The 25,787-nt window shown below is 49.2% G+C and carries 23 protein-coding genes; 21 read left to right on the top strand and 2 right to left on the bottom strand.

The window, feature by feature from the left end; all coding sequences use genetic code 11:
* The first annotated feature begins 68 nt into the window (after positions 1-68).
* Positions 69-1,169 carry a GerAB/ArcD/ProY family transporter gene (locus HP399_RS03640; RefSeq protein WP_173619625.1) on the top strand — a complete coding sequence of 367 codons (1,101 nt, stop codon included), beginning with the start codon at positions 69-71 and terminating at the stop codon, positions 1,167-1,169.
* 56 nt (positions 1,170-1,225) lie between these two features.
* Here HP399_RS03640 and HP399_RS03645 read toward each other — a convergent pair whose 3' ends face one another.
* The gene (locus HP399_RS03645) at positions 1,226-2,383 is read right to left on the bottom strand and encodes an iron-containing alcohol dehydrogenase (protein WP_173619624.1); all 1,158 of its coding nucleotides are present in this window, start codon (positions 2,381-2,383) and stop codon (positions 1,226-1,228) included.
* 336 nt (positions 2,384-2,719) lie between these two features.
* On the opposite strand from HP399_RS03645, the gene ftsE reads away from it, so the two are divergent.
* From ftsE to HP399_RS03675, 6 genes are all read left to right on the top strand, one after another.
* Complete coding sequence (gene ftsE, locus HP399_RS03650) at positions 2,720-3,406, top strand: cell division ATP-binding protein FtsE (protein WP_173612226.1); 687 nt, start codon at positions 2,720-2,722, stop codon at positions 3,404-3,406.
* Positions 3,396-4,292, top strand: coding sequence for a permease-like cell division protein FtsX (ftsX, locus tag HP399_RS03655; protein WP_173619623.1), 897 nt, complete (start codon positions 3,396-3,398; stop codon positions 4,290-4,292). The genes ftsE and ftsX overlap by 11 nt, the downstream gene beginning before the upstream one ends.
* 27 nt (positions 4,293-4,319) lie before the next feature.
* On the top strand, positions 4,320-5,522 hold the full coding sequence (locus HP399_RS03660; RefSeq protein WP_173619622.1) for a murein hydrolase activator EnvC family protein: 1,203 nt from the start codon (positions 4,320-4,322) through the stop codon (positions 5,520-5,522).
* 92 nt (positions 5,523-5,614) lie between these two features.
* Positions 5,615-7,084, top strand: coding sequence for a S41 family peptidase (locus tag HP399_RS03665; RefSeq protein ID WP_173619621.1), 1,470 nt, complete (start codon positions 5,615-5,617; stop codon positions 7,082-7,084).
* A 15-nt stretch (positions 7,085-7,099) separates the two neighbouring features.
* On the top strand, positions 7,100-8,461 hold the full coding sequence (locus HP399_RS03670; protein ID WP_173619620.1) for a PDZ domain-containing protein: 1,362 nt from the start codon (positions 7,100-7,102) through the stop codon (positions 8,459-8,461).
* 121 nt (positions 8,462-8,582) lie between these two features.
* Complete coding sequence (locus tag HP399_RS03675; protein WP_173619619.1) at positions 8,583-10,292, top strand: hypothetical protein; 1,710 nt, start codon at positions 8,583-8,585, stop codon at positions 10,290-10,292.
* Between the two features lie 64 nt (positions 10,293-10,356).
* Here HP399_RS03675 and HP399_RS03680 read toward each other — a convergent pair whose 3' ends face one another.
* On the bottom strand, positions 10,357-11,289 hold the full coding sequence (locus tag HP399_RS03680) for a flagellar hook assembly protein FlgD (RefSeq protein ID WP_173619618.1): 933 nt from the start codon (positions 11,287-11,289) through the stop codon (positions 10,357-10,359).
* 181 nt (positions 11,290-11,470) lie between these two features.
* Here HP399_RS03680 and uvrB point away from each other — a divergent pair, with 181 nt between their 5' ends.
* From uvrB to hisIE, 14 genes are all read left to right on the top strand, one after another.
* Positions 11,471-13,447: an excinuclease ABC subunit UvrB gene (gene uvrB, locus HP399_RS03685; protein ID WP_007718279.1), complete on the top strand. Its 1,977-nt coding sequence runs from the start codon at positions 11,471-11,473 to the stop codon at positions 13,445-13,447.
* 15 nt (positions 13,448-13,462) lie between these two features.
* Complete coding sequence (uvrA, locus tag HP399_RS03690) at positions 13,463-16,330, top strand: excinuclease ABC subunit UvrA (RefSeq protein ID WP_173619617.1); 2,868 nt, start codon at positions 13,463-13,465, stop codon at positions 16,328-16,330.
* A gap of 66 nt (positions 16,331-16,396) precedes the next feature.
* Positions 16,397-17,026: an HD domain-containing protein gene (locus HP399_RS03695; RefSeq protein ID WP_173619616.1), complete on the top strand. Its 630-nt coding sequence runs from the start codon at positions 16,397-16,399 to the stop codon at positions 17,024-17,026.
* Between the two features lie 39 nt (positions 17,027-17,065).
* Positions 17,066-17,434 (top strand): phage holin family protein, encoded by a 369-nt coding sequence (locus tag HP399_RS03700; RefSeq protein WP_047069714.1) that lies wholly within the window; start codon positions 17,066-17,068, stop codon positions 17,432-17,434.
* A 155-nt stretch (positions 17,435-17,589) separates the two neighbouring features.
* On the top strand, positions 17,590-18,525 hold the full coding sequence (gene hprK / locus HP399_RS03705; protein WP_007718288.1) for an HPr(Ser) kinase/phosphatase: 936 nt from the start codon (positions 17,590-17,592) through the stop codon (positions 18,523-18,525).
* Positions 18,526-18,540: 15 nt separating this feature from the next.
* Positions 18,541-19,044, top strand: coding sequence for an acyltransferase (locus HP399_RS03710; protein ID WP_173619615.1), 504 nt, complete (start codon positions 18,541-18,543; stop codon positions 19,042-19,044).
* 182 nt (positions 19,045-19,226) lie between these two features.
* Entirely contained in the window at positions 19,227-20,402 is a 1,176-nt protein-coding gene (locus tag HP399_RS03715) for an ATP phosphoribosyltransferase regulatory subunit (protein ID WP_173619614.1), read from the top strand.
* A 3-nt stretch (positions 20,403-20,405) separates the two neighbouring features.
* Positions 20,406-21,053: an ATP phosphoribosyltransferase gene (hisG, locus tag HP399_RS03720; protein ID WP_173619613.1), complete on the top strand. Its 648-nt coding sequence runs from the start codon at positions 20,406-20,408 to the stop codon at positions 21,051-21,053.
* Positions 21,054-21,072: 19 nt separating this feature from the next.
* A complete protein-coding gene (hisD, locus tag HP399_RS03725; RefSeq protein WP_173619612.1) occupies positions 21,073-22,371 on the top strand; it encodes a histidinol dehydrogenase in 1,299 nt (432 codons plus the stop codon).
* Positions 22,368-22,967, top strand: coding sequence for an imidazoleglycerol-phosphate dehydratase HisB (hisB, locus tag HP399_RS03730; RefSeq protein ID WP_173619611.1), 600 nt, complete (start codon positions 22,368-22,370; stop codon positions 22,965-22,967). The genes hisD and hisB overlap by 4 nt, the downstream gene beginning before the upstream one ends.
* 1 nt (position 22,968) lies before the next feature.
* The gene (gene hisH / locus HP399_RS03735) at positions 22,969-23,583 is read left to right on the top strand and encodes an imidazole glycerol phosphate synthase subunit HisH (protein WP_173619610.1); all 615 of its coding nucleotides are present in this window, start codon (positions 22,969-22,971) and stop codon (positions 23,581-23,583) included.
* Positions 23,580-24,329, top strand: coding sequence for a 1-(5-phosphoribosyl)-5-[(5-phosphoribosylamino)methylideneamino]imidazole-4-carboxamide isomerase (gene hisA / locus HP399_RS03740; RefSeq protein WP_173619609.1), 750 nt, complete (start codon positions 23,580-23,582; stop codon positions 24,327-24,329). Before hisH ends, hisA begins: the two co-directional genes overlap by 4 nt.
* Complete coding sequence (gene hisF / locus HP399_RS03745; protein ID WP_017252223.1) at positions 24,319-25,077, top strand: imidazole glycerol phosphate synthase subunit HisF; 759 nt, start codon at positions 24,319-24,321, stop codon at positions 25,075-25,077. Before hisA ends, hisF begins: the two co-directional genes overlap by 11 nt.
* The gene (gene hisIE, locus HP399_RS03750) at positions 25,074-25,718 is read left to right on the top strand and encodes a bifunctional phosphoribosyl-AMP cyclohydrolase/phosphoribosyl-ATP diphosphatase HisIE (RefSeq protein WP_173619608.1); all 645 of its coding nucleotides are present in this window, start codon (positions 25,074-25,076) and stop codon (positions 25,716-25,718) included. Before hisF ends, hisIE begins: the two co-directional genes overlap by 4 nt.
* Positions 25,719-25,787: the final 69 nt, after the last annotated feature.

The raw sequence follows: 25,787 nt of genomic DNA on the forward strand, positions 1-25,787 counted from the left end.
TAGCGCCGAATCATGGAGGAAATAATTGTACAAAGGGATCGAAGGCCTAAAGAGAGCAGGGAGCAATCATGCAAGAGACCAACAAGATCAGTCCCCGTCAACTATTGATGCTCGTCACCCTTGTTACCATTGGGGACTCCGTTCTCGTCCTGCCTGGCATGACGGCTGCACTTGCTAAACAGGATGCGTGGATATCTGTCCTGGTCGGCCTTATGGTGGGGCTGCTCAATATTGTCTTACTCATAGCTGTGGGGAAGCTTTATCCGAATCAAAGCTTTTTCACCTTCGTTGATCAAACGGTTGGGAGAGTACTAGGAACGATCATTACACTCTCGTTTATTAGCTATACGCTGTTTTCAGCAGGGGCGCATGTGATGGAAATTGGCGACTTTGTTGGCACGCATCTATTAGTCTCGACTCCAAGATTCGCGATACAGCTGTTGTTTGTCATTGTGATTATGTTTGGTGTCAGTTTGGGACTGCAAACAGTCGCAGAATCGGCAGAAATCTATTTTGTCTGGTTCTTTTTCTTTTTTGGTTTACTCATGATTACTCTACTGCCACAGGCAGAAATATCGAGAATTCAACCTATATTTGAAAACGGGTGGAAGCCTATTTTGCAGGGATCTACGGCGGCAATTGCCTTTCCTTATTCAGAGTTGGTCATTTTTATGGCGGTTCTTCCGTTTGTCTCGCCCATCCAAAAACGGATGAGATCGTTTTTCTTGGGGACATTGCTTGGGGGAATTGTCCTGTTCATCATCATGCTGATGTGTATTCTTGTTTTGGGGGCAGATCAGACTGCGCGGCATTTTTATCCGACCTATGTTCTCATCAAACAGCTAAAGCTTGGGGATTTCATTCAGCGGCTAGAGGCGATTATTGCGGTGATCTGGTTTATCGCGGTGAGCGTCAAAATTACGCTGTACTGCCTGTTTTTTCATTTAGGGGTCCGTCACGTCTTTCGAATCGACAACTTCAAGGTCTTGATCTTGCCGTACATCGTTTTGCTCATGGTGATGTCCACGATATTCTCGCCCAATATTGTCGTCTTTGGAGACATCATTTCGAAGTACTGGCCATTCTATGATTTTACCTACAGCATCGGTGTACCGTTGGTGCTGTTATGCGGAAATCTAATTCGGAAAAAATGGCTGAATCAAAACTGACGATCAAAGTAACAAACGCCGTACTCCCATTTCTGGAAGGCGGCGTTTGTTTGTGTTTACAAAGACATGCGAAGAATCTGTGCCACATCGTCACTCGTCAACGTCTTAAACTGACCGATCGGCCCAAATGGAGTAGCTTTTTCGGCCATGAGTTGCAAGTGCTCATCGGTGATGTCGTAATCAGCCAATCGGGTCGGGGCACCGATACGCGCAAAGAAAGCTTCTGTAGCGGCAATCCCTTCCAAGGAGATCTCATCATCTGTCTTGCCGGAAGGATCGATATTCCATACCTCTGTTGCGAAGCGCACGAAGCGAGCGACGTTTTCACGGTACACATAGCGCATCCATTTCGGGAAGATGATCGCCAGACCGCCACCGTGCGGGATGTCGTAAACAGCACTGACAGCATGCTCAATAGAGTGGGTTGCCCAGTCTGTTGTGACGCCAACCGGGAGTGTGCCGTTCAATGCCATTGTTCCGCAGTACAGGATGTTGGCGCGGGCATCGTAGTCTTCCAGATTGGTGAGGACGCGTTCTGCATTTTCGATGACGGTCTTCATGATCGACTCAGCAAAACGTGTTTGCAATGGAATTTCGGTTGTATGCGTGAAATACTGCTCGAATACATGGGACAAAATGTCGCTGATTCCGTAGATTGTTTGGTCGCGAGGTACGCTAAACGTATGCTCAGGGTCCAGAATCGAAAACGCCGGAAACGTCGTGCCAGCTCCATGCTTTTCTTGTGTCTCCCAGTTGGTGACGACACTTCCCCGGTTCATTTCAGAACCAGTAGCAGCAAGTGTCAGTACGGTACCGAGGGGTAGGGCCTCTTGTGCGACCGCTTTTCGCCTATAAAAATCCCATACATCTCCCTCGTAAGGCACACCAATCGCGACTGCTTTGGCCGCGTCGATTACACTGCCTCCACCAACAGCGAGTATCCAATTAACGCCTTCTTGGCGGCATAGCTCAATTCCTTTGTTCACGGTACTCAGACGTGGATTTGGCTCCACTCCTGCCAACTCATGCACGCGGCAGCCCGCAGACTGGAGGAGAGAAATCACTTTGTCGTAGAGACCAGTTCGCTTTATACTGCCACCACCATATACCAAAAGAACAGTGGGACCTAACTGTCTTGCTTTTTCCTCGAGCTGGGCCAATTGACCCCGTCCAAAAATCAGCTGTGTCGGGTTATGGTAAACAAAATTTTCCACGGTATAACCAGCTCCTTTTACATGATGACTTTCTTGTCACACTCATTGTAGCCAACTGTTTTCCATGAAGCTAGGCGGGAATGTGCAATCATATTTTCTCCCTAATTCGTGACAGTTGTTAACAATCGAAGCTGTTTCGACAAGAAATGAGAGATTTAGTGGATACCATCCTTGAATCGTGGTGGTATAATGGATAAGATGGGAAATCCCGCTGTTTTTCAACAAGGTATGTCAGCGGTTGCTAGTGGGTAGAGGGGTTTTGTCGATTTTACCGTTAACAAAAAATCAGGATCAAGATACATAAAGAAGGATCTGACGAAGTAGGATGTGATTTGCTTGATCGAAATGTTCGATGTGTGGAAAACATACCCGAATGGTACGAATGCTTTGAAAGGTATCAACATTCGAATCGAAAAGGGTGAATTTGTGTACGTAGTTGGCCCCAGTGGAGCGGGTAAATCTACGTTTATCAAATTGATGTACCGTGAAGAGAAGCCGACGAAAGGACAAATCTTTTTGGGTGGCTTCAATGTCAGCAGAATCAAAGAACGTCAAATTCCATTAGTCCGCCGCAGTATCGGTGTTGTGTTCCAAGACTTCAAACTGCTGCCGACATTGACTGTTTTCGAAAACGTCGCATTTGCGATGGAAGTAATCGAGAGTAATCCTAAACAAATCAAGCCGCGTGTGATGGATGTTCTGGGCCTCGTAAAGCTCAAGCATAAAGCCAAAATGCTGCCAAACGAGCTGTCCGGTGGTGAGCAGCAACGTGTTGCCTTGGCGAGAGCGCTGGTGAATAGCCCGGGAATTATTATCGCGGATGAACCGACGGGAAACTTGGACCCAGAGACCTCTTGGGAAATCATGAAGCTGTTTGAAGAAATCAATCAGCGAGGAACGACGGTCGTCATGGCGACCCACAACAGGGAAATTGTAAACACCATGAGAAAACGGGTAGTTGCAATCGAAGCAGGCCAAATTGCCCGTGATGAGCAGAGAGGGGAATACGGTTATGAAGATTAGGACGCTAGGGCGCCATGTCCGTGAAGGGGTCAAAAACCTCGGGCGGAACGGCTGGATGTCGTTCGCTTCTATTAGTGCCGTGACCATTACCCTGTTTATTTTGGGAGTTTTTCTCGTGTTGGCGATGAACGTCAATTACTTTGCGCAATCCGTCGAAAAACAAGTGGAAATTCGCGTTTTCATGGACTTGCTTGCGACAAAAGAAAACATCACGCAGGTTGAGACCAACATCAAGAAACTTCCGCAAGTGGAGTCTGTTTCATTTATACCGAAAGACGAAGGGCTGAAGCAGTTTAAAGAGAGCCTTGGTGAAAAAGCGTACTTGTTTGAAGGATTGGAGGAAAGCAATCCTCTGCCGGATGCGTTTACCGTAAAAACGAAGCAACCGCAAGACACTGCTGCTGTTGCCGCTCAAATTAAAAATCTCCAGTATGTCAAAAGCCTAACCTACGGGGAAGGCACTGTGGATAAGCTGTTCTCCTTGACAGGAGCAGTTCGTAATGTTGGGATTGCCTTTATTATTGGACTTGGCTTTACAGCGATGTTCTTGATTGCCAACACGATTAAGCTGACGATTGTGGCACGCCGCAGAGAGATTGAAATCATGAAGCTGGTTGGGGCCACGAACTGGTTTATCCGTTGGCCATTCTTTGTGGAAGGGCTGTTGATGGGTGTGGCAGGGGCATTGATTCCGACCATTATGTTAACGGTTGGGTATTACTACCTCCTGGATGCCATTCACTCCAGCTTTGAAGCTTCCCAACTGTTTAAACTGTTGCCGCTATTCCCGCTCGTGTATCAAGTGGCGCTGGCTTTGCTTGCGATTGGTGCATTCATCGGGATTTGGGGAAGTTTGGTGTCTGTACGTCGCTTCTTGCGAGTTTAATAATTTGAAGAGCGTGGGAGGAGTAACATGAGAAAGAGAATCCTGCTAGCACTCGTAATCACTGGGCTTGTGGTCGGTACTGTGCTCCCGACAAATGTGAGCTTGGCAGCGCCTAGTAAGGCCTCTTTAGACAAGATTAATCGAGAGCTAAAAGACATCCAAAAGAAGAAGAAAAGCCAGCAGCAGCAATTGAAGAAGACCGAAGAACAGATCAATGTCGTGCAAAAAGAGAAAAAGGGCTTGGAAACGCAATTGATGCAAATCGATTTGCGGCGCAACGATACACAGAAAAAGCTGGACAAGCTTGAGCAGCAAATGGATGATACCAAGGAAAAAGCAGCAAACGCTCAGGATCAGCTGGATGAAGCAAAAGACCGCGTAGCCAAAAGGGATGCCTTGCTCAGAACGCGTGTGACTTCCATGTATGAACGCGGTACGATCTCCTATTTGGATGTACTTCTCGGTTCCTCTGACTTTGGGGACTTTTTGACGCGCATGCAGGCCTTGCAGCTTATTTTGGAGCAGGACACGCGTATTTTAGAGGATAACATTCGCGATAAGGAAACGATTGAGACCAAAAAGAAAGAAATTGATCATCAGCTGACTGTGTACGCCGGGATGTTCGACGAGGCTGAGGAACTCAAAGTCGAATTGGACAAGCAGTACAAGCAAAGTCTAGTGGTCAAGGCTGAATTGGATAAGAAAGAATCTGCACTGGAAGTAGATTTGGAGCAGTATGGACAGGAGCTTTTGGCTAGCACCAAACTGGAAGCAGCCAAATACGCGGAACGAGTACGTGCGATGAGCGCATCCAGTACAGGCTACAAGGGTGGAAAGTTTGCCTTGCCAGTCGCAAGTGGACAATTCCGCTTCACTTCAGGCTTCGGAATGCGGTCAGACCCGTTTACAGGCCGCTCGGCTGGGCATAATGGTTTAGATATGGCAGCACCTAAAGGAACATCTATTATGGCAGCGGCTGACGGAATCGTTCTCTTTGCAGGATATAACGGCGGCTACGGGAATACAGTAATGATCAAGCATAACGCGGAATATACCACTCTGTACGGTCATATTCGCGAGGGAGGTATCAAGGTTTCTGTTGGGCAAGCCGTATCGAGAGGTCAAAAGATCGCAGAGGTAGGATCAACAGGTCGCTCAACCGGAAATCACGTACACTTTACCGTCTATAAAAATGACGTAGCAGTTAACCCAATGCCGTACTTGAAGTAGACCCTCGTGCGACCAGACAAATATTGTTAACGGAACATGCATACACTAGCAGCATATCTTTTTCCGGTAGCACAAAGGATGGTGACGTAACAGTGAGATGGAAAGGACGTACCGTAATCGCGCTTGTACTCATCTCGATGGTAGCCAGCAGTTTTATTACGATGGCGATCATGAAGACATCGGCTAGCGCCAGTTCGAGTCAAGGTGGGGCTTTAACAGCATCCAGCATGGCGCTGTTTTCTGGGAGCGGAGATTATCCGAAAGAGTTCCAGAAGCTGTACGAGGCGTTTTCAACAATCAAGAAAGATTACATCCAAAATGTCACCACTGAGCAGTTAGTAGAAGGTGCAATTGGCGGAATGGTCGGGTCGCTCGAAGATCCGTACAGTGATTACATGGACCCTCGTTCTGCTGAGGAGTTCACATCTACCCTACACTCGACTTTCCAAGGGATCGGGACAGAAGTTACGATGCAAAATGGTCGGGTAACGGTTGTTTCGCCATTCAAAAACTCCCCAGCGGAGCGTGCAGGGCTGCGGCCAAACGACCAAATTTTGAGCGTAAATGATGAATCCCTTGAAGGATTGGACCTGCATCAGGCAGTGACGAAGATTCGCGGGCCTAAAGGAACAAAGGCGGTTCTCAAAGTTGTGAGAGCCGGAGTACCGGAGCCCCTTACCATCGTGTGTGTACGTGACGATATTCCGATTGAGACGGTAAACAGTCAGATACTCGAGAAGAACGGTGTCAAAGTAGGCGTGATCAACCTTACCCAATTCTCTACAGAAACAGCTAAGCACTTCAAAGATCAGTTGGCTGCTCTCGAACAGAAGGGGATTGGCGGGTTGGTAATTGACGTTCGAGGCAATCCGGGCGGGTATTTGTTAGCCGTGAAAGAAATCGGAGAAATCCTCGTACCGAATAAAGGTAAGATCGTGCAAATCGAGTATGGAAATGGCGGACAGCAAAAGGAAGAGTATTTCTCGACTACAGTAGCTGCTAAGCCTTACCCAATCTCGGTACTGATTAATGGCGGAAGCGCCAGTGCCTCGGAGATTCTCGCAGGTGCTCTGCGGGATAGCGGCAACTACAAGCTGGTCGGTGAGAAGACATTTGGTAAAGGAACCGTTCAGAGTACCATGGAAATGAACGACAAGAGCCAATTGAAGCTGACGATTGCCAAGTGGCTCACACCGAAAGGTGAATGGGTCCATAAAAAAGGCATTACGCCAGACTTTGCAGTCAAGCAACCAGACTATTTCAACGCAACTCTGTTGCCGGCAGATAAAGTATTGCAGCGCGATATGGCCGGTACTGACGTGAAAAACCTGCAGCTCATCCTGAAGGGCTTGAATCTGTCCCCAGGACGAGAAGATGGCTATTTTGATGAAAAGACAGAGGAAGTAATCAAGCAGTTCCAAACCTCCAACAAGCTTGAGGTAACTGGCAAAGTAGACGCGAAGACACGCTCTTCGCTGGAAGAAAGTCTCCGTAAAACGATGACGAAGCCAGAAAATGACCTGCAATTGCAAAAAGCTCTGGAAGTAGTCACGGGCAAGTAATGAATAATCAAGAAAATGGAAGCAGGTAATTACCTTCTATCCGTAGAAATGATAACCACGGCAAATCAAATGCCGTGGTTTTTCTTTCTTTTAGTTGAGGTGAGGCAATTGGCGATACAGGCAGATATGCTTACCATTGCATATGGCTTTGCCGCATTTTTTATCAATCCTGTTTTCTATCTCTTTCTGGTTTTTATTTATTTGCATTATCGCAGACAGATGAACCTGGAAAGGCAGCTTTTTTCTGCGCGCATTCAGTCCCCCTTGCTCTCGACGATACGGGCTGTAGGGATGGGCTTGGTGGGAGGCTTGCTTATTTCTCTTCTTAGCGCAGGACTCGGCGTGGTCGTGCAAGCACAGGATTTGTGGATACTATGGGGATTGGCGCTCATCTTGGCGCTGATTCGTTTACGGTTTCTCTGTTTCGCATATGCTGCAGGGATTTTGGCGATTTTACATGCGATCACACAGGTCATTCCACCGGTTACGGATGTTCCTGGATTGAGCTTTGTTTGGGAAATGATTCGTCAGGCGAAACCTTTGCCGTTGCTTGCGTTAGTTGCGGTCATGCATCTGATTGAAGCGTTGCTTGTACGTTGGAATGGCGGGCGGGACGCTTCTCCGCTGTTCGTGGAAGGGCAGCGTGGTCGGATCGTCGGTGCCTATTTGCTTCATTCTTTTTGGCTGACGCCAGTCGTGCTGTTCGTACAGATGGAGCCAGGTGCTATCAGTGGTGCGTTGTATCCGGGGTGGCCGTTCTTTTCGCCGGAAGCCGCTTCATTCGGACTGATGCTTTTGCCGACGGTGACCGGATTCTCCGATATGACGCAAACGATGACACCTTATAGAAAAGCAACGCAGGTTGCGAAAAATTTGACTCTGTATGCGATTGGTTTGTTGGGGTTATGTGCTCTGGCTGTATGGTTTTATCCGTTGATCTTGCTGGCCGCGATCTTTGCACTATTCGGTCATGAGGCGTTGTTTTTCTGGAGTCAGTATCAAGAAAGAAAACGTTCGCCTTATTTCATCCAGTCTTCGCGTGGTGTAAAAGTAATGGGTGTCATTCCGGGTACGAGAGCAGAGGAGATCGGCATCACGCCCGGTGAGATTATCGTGAAAGTAAATGGCATTTCGGTGCGGGAAAAAGAAGATCTATATCCAGCGTTACAAGCCAATCCTGCCTTTTGCAAAATGGAAGTACTCACGCGTGAAGGCGAGCTGAAGTTCGTACAGTGTGCGGTCTATGCGGGCAATCATCACCAACTGGGGATCATTGTGGTTCCAGATGCAAATACCCGTGCATTTGTTGATTTGAAACGCGCCAGTGTAGTCGAGCTGATCAAGCAAAAGCTGGAGAAGCTGAATGTAGGAGCATAAGGATAGTTGGGGAGAAGGTATGCAGACAAACGTGCATACCTTCTTTTTTTCGAGTATAGCTTGTCCATTCGGAAACTTACGGGTGGCTGTTGCGTCTCAATGTAGGAGGAAAAAAGAGGGAGTGGGTTCGGTGTTCAAAGTGAAAAGAACGGTCTCGTGGTTTTTGTCAGGTACTTTAGCTGCCGCCACAGTTTTTGCCTCCCCCTTGTCTGGAGTAGGCGCAACGAGTCCTGTGACCGTAGCGCAGGCTCAATCGGTTGTGGCTGTGCCGATGCATGTGACGAAAGGTGTCCAAAAGCTAGTCAAGCTTTTACCGGAGCTGTCTTCGCGCTATGTCGTTTACGGTGGTGAAGTGGATGGACCCGGTGTTAGCGGGGTGGTGGTCACGTTTGCACAGTCTGCTGCTGAGGCTGAATCGTCTATGGATGATGCGATTTTTGACGGACAGACAGGGGAGTTGCTCAGACTGAATCTTACCTCGAAAGCAGCAACAAAGCCTACCTATCCGACTGAGCAGCAGGCAAAAACGCGTGCGCTGGCTTTTGTCGCTGGTTTGCAGGGAACAGGCACAGGTAACACTTATCAAGCGAGAGAGGTTTATAAAAATAAGGACTTATTGACGGTTCGACTGGTGCGAGTCCTGAATAATGTGGTGCTCGATGACGATTATGATTGTCTAGTCAGTTTTGATGCATCGGGAAGAATCGTTTGGTTTTCTACGTTTGATGGCAGATTATACGAAAAAGTTAGTCCCTCTTCACTCCCATCTCCGCAGCGCGTCATCTCCTCCGAACAAGCAGTACGAAAGTGGCAAGAAAGCCGTCCATTAGAACTTGTTTATTTATTACCCATTCATAATCAAAGCGATCAGGTAGAAGCAAAACTCGCTTATGTCCTGAAAAATGGAATCATAACGAAACAACATACAGGTAGTGCATTGGATGCCTTTAGTGGTAAACGATTATTAACAACGAATACCCGAGCGACAACCAACCCGTCTCAGACCATCAATGTGACTGGAACAGGTGAAAAGTGGGTAGCGCAAACAGAGACGCAAGCGCGTGATTTGTTACGCATGCTGTTTAGAATCGAAACAGAAAAGCTGCCGCTATCCATCTACGAGGCGAGTTACAATGATGGTCCAGCCCTTCGTTATTTCATATGGGGAAACTTTGGCGAGGGGGTTCCCGATGCCGACAAGATATCTCGAATGGCGACCTTTCCTGAGGGAAGCAGTAACGGCGAGCAGCATCATCTCCTCGTGACGGATTCAAAGACTGGTGAATTGCTTGAATTTTCTACTAAGGTGAACAATCCGCAAGGGTCTAACGTGAAAACGGATAAGAAGCGGGATCGAATGGAAGCGGAAAAGCTTTTGAAAAGACTGACTCCGTCTGGAAGCAATCAGATACAAGTAAAGGAGGATGGAGATGAAAGGTACACTTCGATCGTAGCTGATCCCCTTGTGAACGGCATTCCGGTTTATGGGATCAACCAGAGTGTGGAACAGGGGATGTATACGATTCGAATCGATTCATGGACGGGTAAATGGGAGCAGGTGAGCATAAACAAACCGGCAAGTGTCAAATACCCGGCCCGTTCCCAAGCGCTTAAAGAACAAGTGGCCATGACCCGTTTACTCCAAACCTATCCACTTGAGTTGACCTACATCCACAAGCCAGATCACGAGAAAGACACGATTACCTGGAAGCTCGGCTATGACCTTTCGTTTCGCCAAGCTCGCTCGCATTGCTTCTGCGGGGGAGAATTTAAAGTAGATGATACGTTTTATGTGGATGCGATAACCGGAAAAGTGATCGTAAACGAATAGCACCTTACAAAAGAAAAAGCCGCCTTCTCCGATTGCGAAGATGTGCGGCTTTTTGTATGGGATTCTAGGCAGTTGCTTCGAATCCTGTGATTTGATTGAGAGCGACTTTCTTATCATCCTGGAGGACGAATTCGACTACTCCGTTTTTCATGCTGACAGCTTTGACCACGCCTGTAAGAGGCGTATTGGTAGTGGTGCCGTCCGGATTCGTTTGAGACTGGTTGTACGTGATGTTGTAGCCGATCATTTGCGCGTAGGCAAGGGAGTTGCCCATTGTTCTGTTTTCAGGTTTCACCGTCATGCCTACGATTTCTTCGGCTTTTACGGTTGATCCATTATCCAGTTGGAATTGTGCGGTACCATTTTTGGTAGTAAAGCCAGTGATGACGCCATTCAAGATTTCATCCACCTTGGAAACGTCGTGTGTGGTATCTGGATTGCCATCCCGGTCGACTTCCTTGGTAACTTTATAGGAAATCTCTCGACCGATCATTTCCATGTACTTCACGCTGTTATCGAGCGTATTACCAGCCAGACCTTGCGATTCCAGTCCGGAGACGTCTGCCAGAGGAATCGGTGTCGATTCGCCTGCGATGCGGAAGTAGATTTTGCCTTGATCCATGTAGACGGCATCAAGTACGCCTTCTTTCTTCTGCGTCGAAGTTTCTCCCGTCATCTCGTCTTTTGTAGTAAGGGAATACGAGGCTGTACGACCTACTAGCTTTTCATACTTTTCTAAAGTGACCATGCTGTTGTTCGATTGCTCCATCAGCGTGGTCATTTTTGTGATTTTTTCTACCATGGTCAGCATACTTGTTTGCTGGATGAATTGAGAGTTGTCCATTGGGGACATAGGGTCTTGATGCTTTAACTGCTCGAGCATGAGCTTCATAAAGGCATTTTGGTCGAGCTCGGTGGTGAATTCTTTTTTGCCTTTATAGCTCAAATGCGGTTGTATATAAGGGTTATTTTTAACGGTTGTTCCGGTATCTGACATGTCAATCCTCCCTGAAGGTGGCGAGTCTATCTGCGCATGTTTGCACTTCCTTCATCTTATATCGGAAAAATCAGTGGAAAGATGAAGACAAACGTTTGTTCGAATTTTGGGCTTAAACTAGCCGGAATTGTGTTATAATGGAAAGTAGAAACAGTCATGCTATGAGGAGATGAACGAGGGAATGGAGCGTTTTGAATTGGTATCGGAGTTTCAACCGTCCGGTGACCAGCCGACCGCCATTGCCGAGCTGGTGGCAGGGTTACAGGCTGGCAAGCGACACCAGACATTGCTGGGTGCGACGGGAACGGGAAAGACTTATACGGCTGCCCAGGTAATTGCTCAGGTGAACAGACCAACACTCGTGATGGCACACAACAAAACTCTGGCCGCTCAGCTTTGTGCAGAGTTTAAGGAGTTTTTCCCGAACAACGCGGTGGAATACTTCGTCAGCTACTACGATTACTATCAACCCGAAGCGTACATTCCCCAATCGGATACGTTTATTGAAAAAGACTCGAGCATTAATGACGAGATCGACAAGCTCCGTCACTCCGCTACCAGTGCGTTGTTTGAACGCCGAGATGTGATCATCGTTGCCTCTGTCTCCTGCATCTACGGATTGGGTTCTCCCGAGGAGTATCGGGAGCTGCTCTTGTCTTTACGTGTTGGCATGGAAACAGGACGGGACGAGATTTTGCATCGTCTGGTCGATATCCAGTATACACGCAACGACATCAACTTCACGCGCGGTACGTTCCGTGTGCGGGGTGACGTCGTGGAGATTTTCCCTGCTTCAGAGAGTGAGCAGGCGATTCGCGTTGAGTTTTTTGGAGATGAAATAGAGCGGATTACTTCGATTGACGTACTGACCGGCGAGATTTTGGGACAGCGTGATCACATTGCCATCTTCCCTAAATCTCACTACGTGACGCGCGAGGAAAAAATGAAGCTGGCTGTCCAAAGCATCGAGGCCGAGCTGGAAGAAAGACTGAAAGAATTCCGTGATGCGGGCAAGCTCCTGGAAGCACAGCGACTGGAGCAACGCACACGGTACGATATTGAGATGATGATGGAGATGGGCTTTTGCTCCGGTATTGAAAACTACTCACGCCATCTGACGGGACTGCCTGCCGGGCATGCTCCTTATACCTTACTGGATTACTTCCCAGAAGATTTTATCGTCATGATGGATGAGTCGCATATGACCTTGCCGCAGGTTCGAGGGATGTATAACGGTGACCGCGCACGGAAGGATGTACTGGTCGATCACGGATTCCGTCTGCCCTCTGCACGCGATAACCGTCCACTAAAGTTCGAGGAGTTTGAAGGAAAGCTGAAACAAGCGATCTACATTTCGGCTACACCTGGTCTTTATGAGCTGGAACACAGTCCGGAAATGGTACAGCAGGTGATTCGTCCGACAGGCTTGATTGATCCAACGGTTACGGTACGTCCGATCAAGGGACAGATTGACGATTTGATTGGCGAAATTCAAGCCACGATTGCGAAAAACGAGCGGGTTCTCGTCACGACTCTGACGAAGAAAATGTCTGAGGATTTGACGGACTATCTGAAAGAAATCGGAATCAAGGTCCGCTATCTTCACTCGGATATTAAAACGATTGAGCGGATGCAGATCTTACGTTCATTGCGTTTGGGTGAATTTGACGTGCTAGTCGGGATCAACCTATTGAGGGAAGGTCTTGACTTGCCTGAAGTATCACTCGTAGCGATATTGGATGCAGACAAGGAAGGCTTCCTTCGCAATGAGCGTTCGCTGATTCAGACGATTGGTCGGGCTGCGCGGAACGCAGAGGGACGCGTTATTATGTACGCTGACAAAATGACAGATTCGATGACCTCTGCGATTCGTGAGACAGACCGTCGTCGTTCAATTCAGATGGCTTACAATGAAGAGCACGGCATCACGCCGCAAACCGTGAAAAAGTCCGTCCGCGAAGTGATCGAGGCGACCAAGGTAGCGGAGGAAAAAGCAGATTACTTGCCACATGCAGATTTCAAGAAAATGCCGAAGAAGGATCGCGTGGCTGTTATAGAACGTATGGAAGAAGAAATGAAGGAAGCGGCACGCAACCTCATGTTCGAGCGTGCGGCCGAATTGCGTGATTTGATTCTTGAGCTGAAGGCGGAACTCTAAGGAGAGGTTTTTTTCATGCCATTAGAACATATTGTCGTAAAGGGTGCACGTGCCCACAACCTAAAAAATGTTGATGTAGTGATTCCGAGGGACAAATTCGTCGTTCTGACGGGTTTGTCTGGCTCGGGTAAGTCCTCACTTGCTTTTGACACGATTTACGCAGAGGGACAACGACGCTATGTCGAGTCACTGTCCGCATACGCCCGTCAATTTCTCGGGCAGATGGACAAGCCGGACGTGGACTCGATTGAGGGACTTTCCCCTGCGATCTCGATTGACCAGAAAACGACGAGCCGCAACCCTCGCTCCACGGTAGGTACGGTTACGGAAATCTACGACTATTTGCGCCTTTTGTATGCGCGTGTCGGTAGAGCGGTTTGCCCGGAGCATGGCATCGAGATCCAATCCCAGACCATTGAACAAATGGTCGATCGCCTATTGGAGTATCCTGAGCGCACGAAAATGCAGATTCTCGCGCCTATGGTACAAGGACGCAAGGGAGAGCACGTCAAGCTGCTCGAGGACATCCGCAAGCAAGGCTTCGTCCGTGTGCGGGTCAATGGTGAAATTACCGATCTGTCCGAAGACATCAAGCTGGAAAAAAACAAGAAGCATAACATTGAGGTTGTCGTTGACCGGATCGTCGTGAAGCCGGATGTACAGGCGCGTCTGGCAGACTCCCTGGAAACGGCACTTCGTTTAGCAGATGGCAAGGTCATCGTCGATGTGATGGAGCAAGAGGAGCTGCTGTTCAGTGAAAAGCATGCTTGCCCAGTATGCGGATTCTCCATCGGAGAGCTGGAGCCGCGGATTTTCTCCTTTAACAGCCCGTTTGGTGCTTGCTCGGAGTGTGATGGACTGGGTGTCAAACTGGAGGTAGACCCGGATATGGTCGTTCCCGATGTGACGAAGACGCTCGATGACGGGGCGATTGGCGCATGGGAGCCGAAGACTTCTACTTACTATCAACAATTGTTGGAATCAGCTTGCCGTCACTTTAACATTCGGATGGATGTGCCATATGAGGAGCTTACGGTAGCGCACCGACAAATCTTGATGTACGGCAGTGAAGGCGAAAAAATTCACTTCCGCTATGAGAACGAGTTTGGGCAGGTGCGCGAGGCAGTCGTACCGTTCGAGGGTGTCGTCATCAACCTGCAACGACGTCATCTGGAGACGAGCTCGGATTACATCCGCGAACAAATCGAAGGCTTCATGAGCCAAAAGGCGTGTCCTGTCTGTAAAGGCCAACGCTTGCGTCAAGAGAGCTTGGCAGTAAAGGTCGGGGAGCGCAGTATTTCCGAGCTGACTATACTGTCGATTCTCGATGCGCATCAGTTTGTCGATGGGCTGGAACTGACAGAGCGGGAAGCGAAGATCGCGAACTTGATCGTAAAAGAAATCAAGGCGCGACTGAACTTTTTGATTGATGTCGGACTGGATTACTTGACGCTGAGCCGAGCGGCGGGAACATTGTCCGGGGGAGAAGCGCAGCGGATTCGACTGGCTACGCAGATCGGTTCTAGTCTGATGGGGGTTCTCTACATTTTGGATGAGCCGAGTATCGGATTGCATCAGCGGGATAACGCGCGTCTGATCAAGACGTTGGAGCATATGACCAAGCTGGGGAATACATTGATCGTCGTCGAGCATGACGAGGATACGATGATGGCCTGCGATTATATTATTGATATTGGACCGGGCGCTGGCATACATGGCGGTCAAATCGTAGCGGCAGGAACTCCGGATGAAGTCATGAAGGACCCTAACTCCTTGACGGGTGCCTATTTGAGTGGGCGCAAATTCATCCCTGTTCCGATGGAGCGTCGCAAGCCTTCGGATAAATGGATCAAGATTGAGGGCGCGAAGGAAAACAACCTGAAAAACGTCACTGCGAAGCTTCCTCTAGGCGTTTTTGTTGCCGTAACAGGTGTATCTGGCTCAGGAAAAAGCACGCTGATCAATGAAATTTTGCAAAAGACACTAGCTCGTGATTTGAATAAGGCAAAGGTGAAGCCAGGTGAGCATCGCCGCATCCTGGGACTGGAGCATTTGGATAAGGTGATCGACATCGATCAATCTCCAATTGGACGTACACCACGTTCCAATCCGGCGACATATACAGGTGTCTTTGATGATATTCGCGACCTGTTTGCTTCCACCAACGAAGCCAAAGTGCGTGGCTATAAAAAAGGTCGCTTCAGCTTTAACGTCAAGGGCGGCCGTTGTGAAGCGTGCAGTGGTGACGGGATCATTAAAATCGAGATGCACTTTTTGCCGGATGTGTATGTGCCTTGCGAAGTTTGCCATGGCAAACGCTACAACCGCGAGACGCTCGATGTAAAATACAAAGGCAAGAACATTGCAGATGTGCTGGAAATGACCATTGAGGATGGCGTAGAGTTTTTCCGCAACCTGCCAAAGATTGAGCGCAAACTACAGACGATTGTAGACGTAGGGCTAGGATACGTAAAGCTTGGGCAGCCTGCTACGACGCTCTCAGGCGGGGAAGCGCAACGTGTCAAGCTCGCATCTGAGCTGTATCGACGCAGCACAGGGCGTACGCTTTACATTCTGGATGAACCGACAACTGGTCTGCATACGGATGACATTGATCGTTTATTGAAGGTACTGCAACGATTGGTGGAAAACGGGGAGACGGTGCTGGTCATCGAGCACAATCTGGATGTCATCAAAACGGTGGACTACATCGTAGATTTAGGTCCAGAGGGCGGTACCCGCGGCGGAGAGATTATCGGAACGGGTACACCGGAAGAAGTGGCACAATTGGAAGGCTCGTACACGGGTATCTATTTGAAGCCGATTTTGGAACGCGATAAAGAACGGACGAATGCCAAGCTAGAGCAATTCGTTTCGAAGTAATCGAGAGATAGCCTCCCTGATCCAGGGGGGCATCTTTTCTAGGTGGACGCAAAGGGGGAAGAAAAGATGGATTACGTGAAGGATTCTCTTGCCGCACTACCTGCCGATCTGGTGGCAGAAGCACAGAAGCGCTTTGATGGACAAGATCCTGCTCACGATTGGCAACATAATTTGCGTGTGATGGCGATGTGTGAGCGGATTGGTCGCGAGGAAGGGGCAGATATGGAAGTGCTGCGCCTCGCTGCTTTGCTGCATGATATCGGGAGAGCAGAAGAACGGCAAACAGGCGAGTGCCATGCCGAAATCAGCGCAAGACTAGCAGGGGAATGGCTCTCCGAACGCAGTATGACGGAAGCATTCATCTCACGTGTACAGTCTGCAATTCTCGCCCATCGTTTTCGCAAAGACCGACCGCCACATACCTTGGAAGAAAAGGTCTTGTTTGATGCAGACAAGCTGGATTCGATTGGGGCTATTGGAGTGGCTCGGGTTTTTGCTTATACTGGGGTTATTGGGCAACCCATACAATCGGATGACCCCAATCAGCATACACCTTATAAGGAATACACTTGGAAGCTGCAGCGCATCAAAGACAAGCTTTTCACCAAAACTGCCCAGAAAATCGCTGAAGACAGGCATCGATTCATGACAACGTTCTTTGAGCAATGGGAATGGGAAGTAACGGGGAATCGTTAATCATTGCGCGAAGGCAAGACTGTATAGGGGGAATGCACCATGAGCCGCTGGATAATCAAAATGCTTTTAAATGGGGCTGCGCTACTTTTGATCAGCAATTGGTTCCATTCCATTTATGTCGCGAATTTCACTGTAGCACTATGGGCTACGTTGATTTTAGGGATGGTCAACACAGTGATTCGGCCGATTCTGCTGTTTTTTACTTTTCCCTTGCAAGTATTGACGATCGGTTTGTTCTGGTTTGTCATTAATGCCGTGACGTTTGCGTTGACTGCCTATTTTATTGATGGATTTGAAGTGGGGCCATGGCCTGATAACATTGGCACGGTCATTGTGGCAGCAGCACTGATGAGTATTTTTGGCTACCTCATTGAAGTTGTAGTAGGGATGAAAAAAGAAAAGAGGTAGTATGTTCGAAAAAGCCCCGTATTCTCTCAAACGAGTCGCGGGGTTTTTGCCTAATAAGGATGCTCGGTCTTATTAGGTTGTCGTAAGTACAGAGGTTTCGATACAATAGAGACACAACCATAGGGACGGAAAATCCCATGTGAGGGGGAAGCTTCATGCGTAAGACGAATGTGAGCCATCTAGTGGACCATTTCAATATGACGATCTTGAGCGGGGAAGAGGGCTTGGGGCGTGAGATTACCGTAACGGATTTGAGTCGTCCCGGCCTGCAGTTAGCCGGTTACTATTCGTATTATGCGGAAGAGCGGATTCAATTGTTCGGCTTGACGGAAATCAACTTTTTTCAAACGCTGACTCCAGAGGAACGGCTGGAACGGATGAATTTTCTCATGCAAAGTCAGGTTCCTTGCTTCTGTGTGACCCGTAATCAGATGGTGCCTGAAGAGATGATTGACGTTTCCAATCGGTTGGGGGTACCTGTACTTCAGTCCCCGCTCGCAACGACGACGCTAGTCGGGAAAGTGACCAACTTCCTGGAGAATCGTCTTGCACCAACGACGACGATTCATGGGGTACTCACAGACATTTACGGTGTCGGCGTTTTGATTATGGGATCGAGCGGGATCGGGAAGAGTGAAGCCGCACTTGAGCTTGTAAAGCGCGGACACCGACTCGTAGCAGATGACGCAGTGGAGATTAAGCAGACACAGGGTGGGCAGCTAAGCGGTAGCGCTCCTGAGTTGATTCAGCATCTCTTGGAAATCCGCGGTGTGGGGATTATCAACATTATGACGATGTTTGGTGCAGGTGCCGTGCGCAATGTAAAAAACATCGAGATGGTTGTTCAGCTAGAACTGTGGGAGCCACATAAAATGTACGAGCGGTTGGGGCTCGATGAGGAAACATTGAAGATCATGGATACCGAAATTCCGATTATTACCGTTCCTGTTCGACCAGGACGAAACTTGGCAGTCATCATTGAGGTTGCAGCGATGAACTTCCGTCTGAAACGGATGGGTTACAACGCAGCGATGCACTTCACACGGAAACAGTCGAATGCCATTTTAGAAGATGCCGATTCTGACTTGTAGGAGAAAGAGACGCATATGAGGAAGACAACACGTTATCCCGTAAATGGGGTAAATCCGCTTTGGCACATGTATCAAACGGTAAGCTTCTGGAAAGTCATGAAAAATTTTATCGTCATCCAACTCTCCAGATATACGCCGATTGTTTCGTGGAAGAACTGGATGTACCGCGCATTTTTGCGTATGGAAGTAGGGCAGCATAGTGCGGTTGCGTTGATGGTGATGATGGATATTATGTTTCCCGAGAAAATCAAGATCGGTCGTAATTGCGTGATCGGGTACAATACGACGATACTTGCGCATGAATATTTGATAGATGAATACCGTTTGGGAGAAGTGATTATTGAGGATGCTGTCCTGGTGGGGGCCAACACCACCATTTTGCCTGGAGTAACGATAGGCAAAGGGGCCATTGTCGCAGCGGGAACGGTTGTTCATAAAGATGTCCCGCCTGGTGCCTTTGTAGGTGGGAACCCCATGCAGCTCATTCGAATGAAAGCTTCAGAGGAAGAAGTCATGTAGAGTCTCTTCCATTATGATCAGCCGTCAGGTGTTTATCCTGGCGGTTTTTTTGTTTTGTGTTAAATTTTCCGACTATTCTTATCTTGGTTGACCTAAGATTCTCGACGTGGTAATCTTCTTCATAACACTTTAGTTTGTTACCATATTAGCAGAGTAAAGCGAATGTGATGGAGGGAACAAGGATGGCAAAACCCTTGGGATTCGAAAAGCCGCTCGGGATGCGGGACATACTGCCGGAATCACTGGCGAAACAACGGTACTTGGAGCGGGAGCTGCGGCAGTGTATCGAAAGATGGGGCTATGAGGAAATATCCACACCCTCTCTGGAGTACTTCGATACGGTAGGAGCAGCAAGTGCGACACTAACAGACCGGATGTTTCGCCTCCTGGATAAACAAGGCCACACCGTAGTCCTGCGTCCGGATATGACAACGCCAATTGCAAGGGTTGTTTCCTCCCTTTATAAAGATGTTCCATTGCCGATTCGGTTGTATTACCAGGCAAATGTGTTTCGGGCACAAGAAAAAGAAGCGGGACGGAATGCAGAGTTTTGTCAAACCGGGATCGAGCTGATCGGAGATGCGTCTGTCGATGCGGATGCGGAAGCCATTGCACTTGCTGTGTTTTGCTTGCGGGTAGCGGGTGTAGAGACGTTTCGCATTGCTATTGGGCATGTCGATTTCGTAGACGGTCTTTTGGAGGAAGAAATTGAGGATGAGCATGTTCGCAATCAATTCCGCCAGTTTTTGTACGAGCGGGACTTCGTTGGCTTCCGGCAACTACTAGCAACAGTAGACATCCCTACAGAGGCAAAAAGCCGATTGGAAGCCTTGCTACGGCTGCAAGGGGGAAAAGGGAAGATTGAAGTCGCGCGTGAACTGGCAGGCAACGGAAAGGCAAGGAGGGCAGTCGAGACGATTGCTTCCTTGTGGGAGTCGTTAGAAGCCTACGGAGTGACGGAGGATTTGCTGATCGATTTCAATCTGATCATCAATTTGAACTACTATACAGGAGTCGTTTTCGAAGGGTACGCGGCAGACCTGGGCTCCCCACTATTGGGCGGAGGACGCTACGATCAGTTGCTCTCCCAATTTGGGCGTGCGGCATCGGCCACAGGCTTTGCGATCAAGATGGATCGGCTGCTTCAGGTCACTCCTTTCGAAAAAGGGCAAGCACCTGCGCGAGTTTTGCTTGTATACACCGAGGATTGCCGCGGCGCCGCTTTGGCAGAGGCACAGCAATTGCGTGAGAACGGGCTCGTGGTGGTGACACGTCTCGTTTCCAGAATAGATGAGAAACAGGTTGGACAAGAAGCGGGATATACTAAGGTCATTTGCATGACACAACAGGAGGAGTAGGAGATGGCACTCACGAAAAACGACCAAAAGCTGACGATCGCCATGCCAAAAGGGCGGATTTTTGAAGAGGCCGTCCACTTCCTCCAGCAGGCTGGTTTGCAGGTCACTGCGGATCTACAAGATTCTCGTAAACTGATTATCCCTGTGGAAAATGCCAAGCTTGAATTCATTATGGCGAAGCCTACCGATGTTCCTACTTATGTCGAGTATGGGGTGGCTGACGTTGGAGTCGTCGGCAAGGATGTTTTATTGGAAGAAGAACGAGATGTTTACGAGCTGTTGGATTTGCATATCGGCTATTGTCGCATGATGGTAGCGGGTCTGCCAGATTGGAAACCGTCGGAAGCGCTGCGTGTTGCGACGAAATATCCGAAGATTGCGTCACGTTATTTTCGTGAGCAGGGACAGCAGGTTGAGGTAATCAAGCTGAATGGTTCAGTAGAGCTTGCACCGATGATTGGACTGGCTGATCGTATTGTGGATATTGTCTCAACAGGTAGGACATTGCGGGAAAATGGCTTGGTCGAACTGGAGAGCATTTGTGAAATTACGACGAGGCTGATTGCCAATCGAGCCAGCTATCGGATGAAAAGTGAAGCGGTGGACGAGATCGCCGGAAAATTTTTAGAGGTCATTCCTCGCGGGAACTAGAGAAAAAGGGGAGACAGTCATGCGTATCATGTCAGCCAGCCAGTATGACGGGAAACGATCGGTAGACGCGGGGACGAGAGAACAGCAAGAAGTGGTGAAGGCGATCCTCACCTCGGTTCGCCAGCAAGGGGACGAAGCGCTGCGCTATTACACAGAACGATTTGATCGTGTGCTTCTACAAAACTTCCGTGTGAGCGAAGGTGAATTTACAGAAGCAAGTGAGCTCGTTTCTCCACTAGTCAAAACAGTATTGATAGAAGCGGCCGAAAATATTCGGGCATTTCACGAGCGACAAGTGCGTCAGTCCTGGTTTACCACCAAAGAGAGTGGCACCTTGCTAGGCCAATTGATACGTCCATTGCAGCGCGTAGGATTGTATGTACCAGGCGGAACGGCAGCTTATCCTTCCAGTGTATTGATGAATGCCATCCCTGCCAAAATTGCAGGTGTTCCAGAAGTAGTCATTACGACACCACCAGGAGCGGACGGGAAAATCAACCCTGCGATACTCGTTGCGGCCCAAATCGCAGGAGTAACCGAGATATACAAGGTAGGTGGGGCACAGGCGATCGCGGCACTGACCTACGGAACGGAGCAAATCAAAGCAGTAGATAAGATCGTCGGGCCTGGCAATATTTTTGTGGCACTGGCAAAGCGAGAAGTTTTCGGATTGGTCAGTATCGACATGGTGGCAGGGCCTAGTGAAATTGCGGTGATCGCAGATGAGACGGCCAACTCGCGTTACGTTGCGGCAGACCTGCTGTCTCAGGCCGAGCATGATCCGATGTCAGCCGCTATATTGGTTACGACATCGCAATCGTTGGCGGAGCAGGTGTCGCAGGAAGTCGAGCGACAGCTTGCCGATCTTCCACGCAAATCGATTGCGGAAGCGGCGATACGCGATTACGGCGCTATTTTACTCGTCGACGATTTGGAAGAAGGTTTTGCCGTCATCAACCGTATCGCACCCGAGCATTTAGAAATCATGGTGGCGGAGCCGTTTGAGCATCTCGGAAAAGTGGAAAATGCAGGTGCGATTTTCCTCGGCCCATACAGCTCAGAACCAGTCGGCGACTATTTTGCTGGTACCAATCATGTGATACCTACAAATGGAACGGCGCGTTTTTCCTCGCCATTATCCGTCGATGATTTTATCAAGAAGTCGAGTGTTGTTTCCTACAGCAAGCGAGATTTGCGAGACAATGGACATAAAATTGTGGCACTGGCAGAGCAGGAAGGATTGTCTGGGCACGGTCGAGCTATCCTTTCGCGATTGCGAGATTTTGAGACCAAAGAGCAGGAGAGTGAAAAGAGATGAGTGAAGGGAATCAACGTGCAGCACAGATCGAACGCAATACGAATGAGACGCAGATCGCGCTTTCCTTTGGTGTAGACGGCGCGGGTGAGAGCAAGCAAAATTCGGGTGTTCCATTTCTGGATCATATGCTAGACCTGTTTACCCGACACGGACATTTTGACCTGACTGTCAAGGCAAAGGGAGATATCGAAATCGACTATCACCACACGGTGGAGGATATCGGGATTTGTCTTGGGCATGCTCTGCGGGAAGCGTTGGGAGACAAGAAAGGCATCAAGCGTTATGGAAATGCGTTTGTCCCGATGGATGACGCGCTCGCGCAGGTCGTCATTGATATCAGCAACCGTCCTCATCTGGAATATCGCGCTACGTACCCTACAAATATGGTTGGTCAGTTTCCGACAGAGCTGGTTCACGAATTTTTATGGAAACTTGCACTGGAGGCGCGGATCAATCTGCATGTGATCCTGCACTACGGTCACAATACGCACCACATGATCGAGGCGATTTTCAAAGCGCTGGGCCGTGCACTGGATGAAGCGACGACGATCGATCCGCGTGTAAAAGGGGTCCCGTCAACAAAAGGGGTTTTATAGTATGATCGGCATCATCGATTACGGCATGGGGAATTTGTACAGCTTGAGCAAGGCGTTGGAAAGGCTGGGCTATTCGTACGAGTTCGTATCGCAGGCTGAACGTCTGCAAGAATATAGTGGGTTGATTTTACCGGGAGTCGGGGCGTTCGGGGATGCTATCGCCAACATACGTGAGCTTGGATTAGAGCAAGCGATCAAGGGATACGCAGCATCAGGTCGTCCGATCTTGGGCATTTGTCTCGGCATGCAGCTCTTGTTTGAGAAAAGTGCAGAGCATGGCGAGCATACGGGTTTGGGACTGCTCGGTGGTGAGGTCATTCGCTTTCGCGGGGATTACAAGGTACCGCACATGGGCTGGAACCAACTGATAATAAAGCAAAAGCAACCGTTATTAAACGGTGTGCAGGATGGCGATTACGTCTACTTTGTCCATTCGTATCATGTCTTGTGCCAGTCTGATGTCTTGCTTGCGACGAGTGACTATCATCAGGAGGTCACAGCCATTGTGAATCGTGACAACGTATATGGTATGCAGTTTCACCCAGAAAAGAGCGGAGAGACAGGAATGCTGCTGCTGCGTAACTTTGCCGTTCAATGCGAGGGGGTTTTGACATGAGCTTTATCGTTTATCCGGCGATTGATATTCGCGGGGGCAAGTGCGTTCGACTATTCCAAGGAGATTACGGGCAAGAGACAGTGTACGCTGATTCGCCGCTCGCGATGGCGAAGCGCTGGGTAGAGCAAGGGGCGACCTGGGTTCATCTCGTAGATTTGGACGGGGCAAAGGAAGGCAAGCCAGCAAATGCAGCGCTCATCAAAGAGATAGCGCGCTCGATCCCTGTACCCGTGCAGGTTGGAGGCGGCATTCGAACAGAAGAGCAGATCGCGGACTATTTGGAAGCGGGTGTTGCGCGAGTGATCGTCGGGACTGCTGCTATCGAAGACGAGCCTTTTACGAAGCGAATTCTTCAAAGCTATGGAGACAAGATTGCGATTGGTTTGGACTGCCGGAATGGGCTGGTGGCTACCAGAGGGTGGTTGACCACGACAGATGTGCAAGCGACAGAGCTTGCCAAGCGGTTGGTTACGTATGGCGCCGAGACGTTTATTTACACCGATATCGCCCGTGATGGCACGATGACAGGACCCAATGTAGAAGAAATTGCAGCCTTGGCGATGGCTACAGGTAAGTCGGTGATTGCCTCGGGAGGCGTCAGCCAACTGGACGACTTGTTGACGCTGGCTACCCATGCTTCGAACGGAGTCTCTGGCGCCATTGTTGGCAAAGCACTCTACACGGACGCTTTTACATTGAAAGAAGCGCTACAGCGTATGGAGGGGCGTGAAGCGAATGCTGGCTAAACGAATCATCCCGTGTCTCGATGTAAAAGACGGACGGGTGGTAAAAGGCGTGCAGTTCGTCGGACTTCGTGATGCAGGAGACCCGGTTGAACTGGCAAAAAAGTATAGCGAGGAAAGAGCAGACGAGCTGATCTTTCTCGATATTTCTGCGTCCCACGAAGGGCGCAAGACGATGGTGGATGTCATCGAAAAAACGGCCGCAAACATTACGATTCCTTTCACGGTTGGTGGTGGCATTAACAGCGTCGACGATATGAAAAGGATATTGCGTGCGGGTGCGGACAAAATCTCGTTGAATACAGCGGCTGTTTTGCGTCCAGAATTAATCCGCGAGGGAGCGACGGTCTTCGGCTCACAATGTATCGTCGTGGCGATCGACGCGAGAAGTGTCGGGGAAGATCGCTGGGAAGTGTATACCCACGGTGGACGGAATGCGACGGGGAGGGACGTCATCCGTTGGGCGCAGGAGGCAGAAGCGCTCGGAGCGGGCGAAATCCTGTTGACTAGCATGGACGACGATGGGGAAAAGAAAGGCTTTGGACTCGAATTAACCAAGCGGGTATCAGAAGCGGTCGGGATTCCGGTCATTGCTTCTGGTGGAGCAGGCTCGAGGGAGCATTTTTACGATGTGCTGACGCAAGGAAAGGCAGATGCCGCGCTGGCCGCTTCCATTTTTCACTATGACGAGACGTCGATTCACTCGGTGAAAGAGTATTTGCAAACCAAAGGAGTTGTCGTACGACCATGACAGGAGCAGAAGCGTTTGCAGTGGAAAAATTGCGTTTTGACGAAAAGGGTTTGATTCCTGTCATCGTGCAGGATGCCGGAAGCAAGACAGTCTTGACGCTTGCCTATATGAATGAAGAATCGCTACAAAAGTCATTGGAGACCAAAGAAACATGGTTTTGGAGCCGTTCTCGACAACAATTGTGGCACAAGGGTGAGACCTCGGGTCATACACAACGGATCGTCTCTATGCAGTATGATTGTGATGGAGATGCACTGGTTGTGATGGTCGAGCCGAATGGGCCAGCTTGTCATACGGGAGCGTACAGCTGTTTCTCGAAGGAAGTTCTCTCCGATACAGAAGATGAGCGAGTACAAGCAGATCGGTTTGCGATCTTGAGTGAGCTGGAGGAACTGATTGCTGCGCGGGAGGTAGAGCGCCCGGAAGGCTCCTACACCACCTACTTGTTCGAAAAAGGCGTAGACAAAATCCTGAAAAAGGTCGGGGAAGAGGCTGCAGAGGTCATTATTGCAGCGAAAAATCGAAGTCGTGAGGAGCTGCGGTACGAGGCCTCTGATCTGATCTTCCACTTGATGGTTTTGTTACGCGAGCAAAAGCTGCCGCTGGATGAAGTACTGACGGAACTTCAGAGGCGTCGTTAACAAATGAAGTAATAACCACCTCTGTTTCCAGAGCGTGGTTTTTTTGTTAGAATAATCGGTATCTTACTT

The organism is Brevibacillus sp. DP1.3A, assembly GCF_013284245.2.
Taxonomy (GTDB): domain Bacteria; phylum Bacillota; class Bacilli; order Brevibacillales; family Brevibacillaceae; genus Brevibacillus.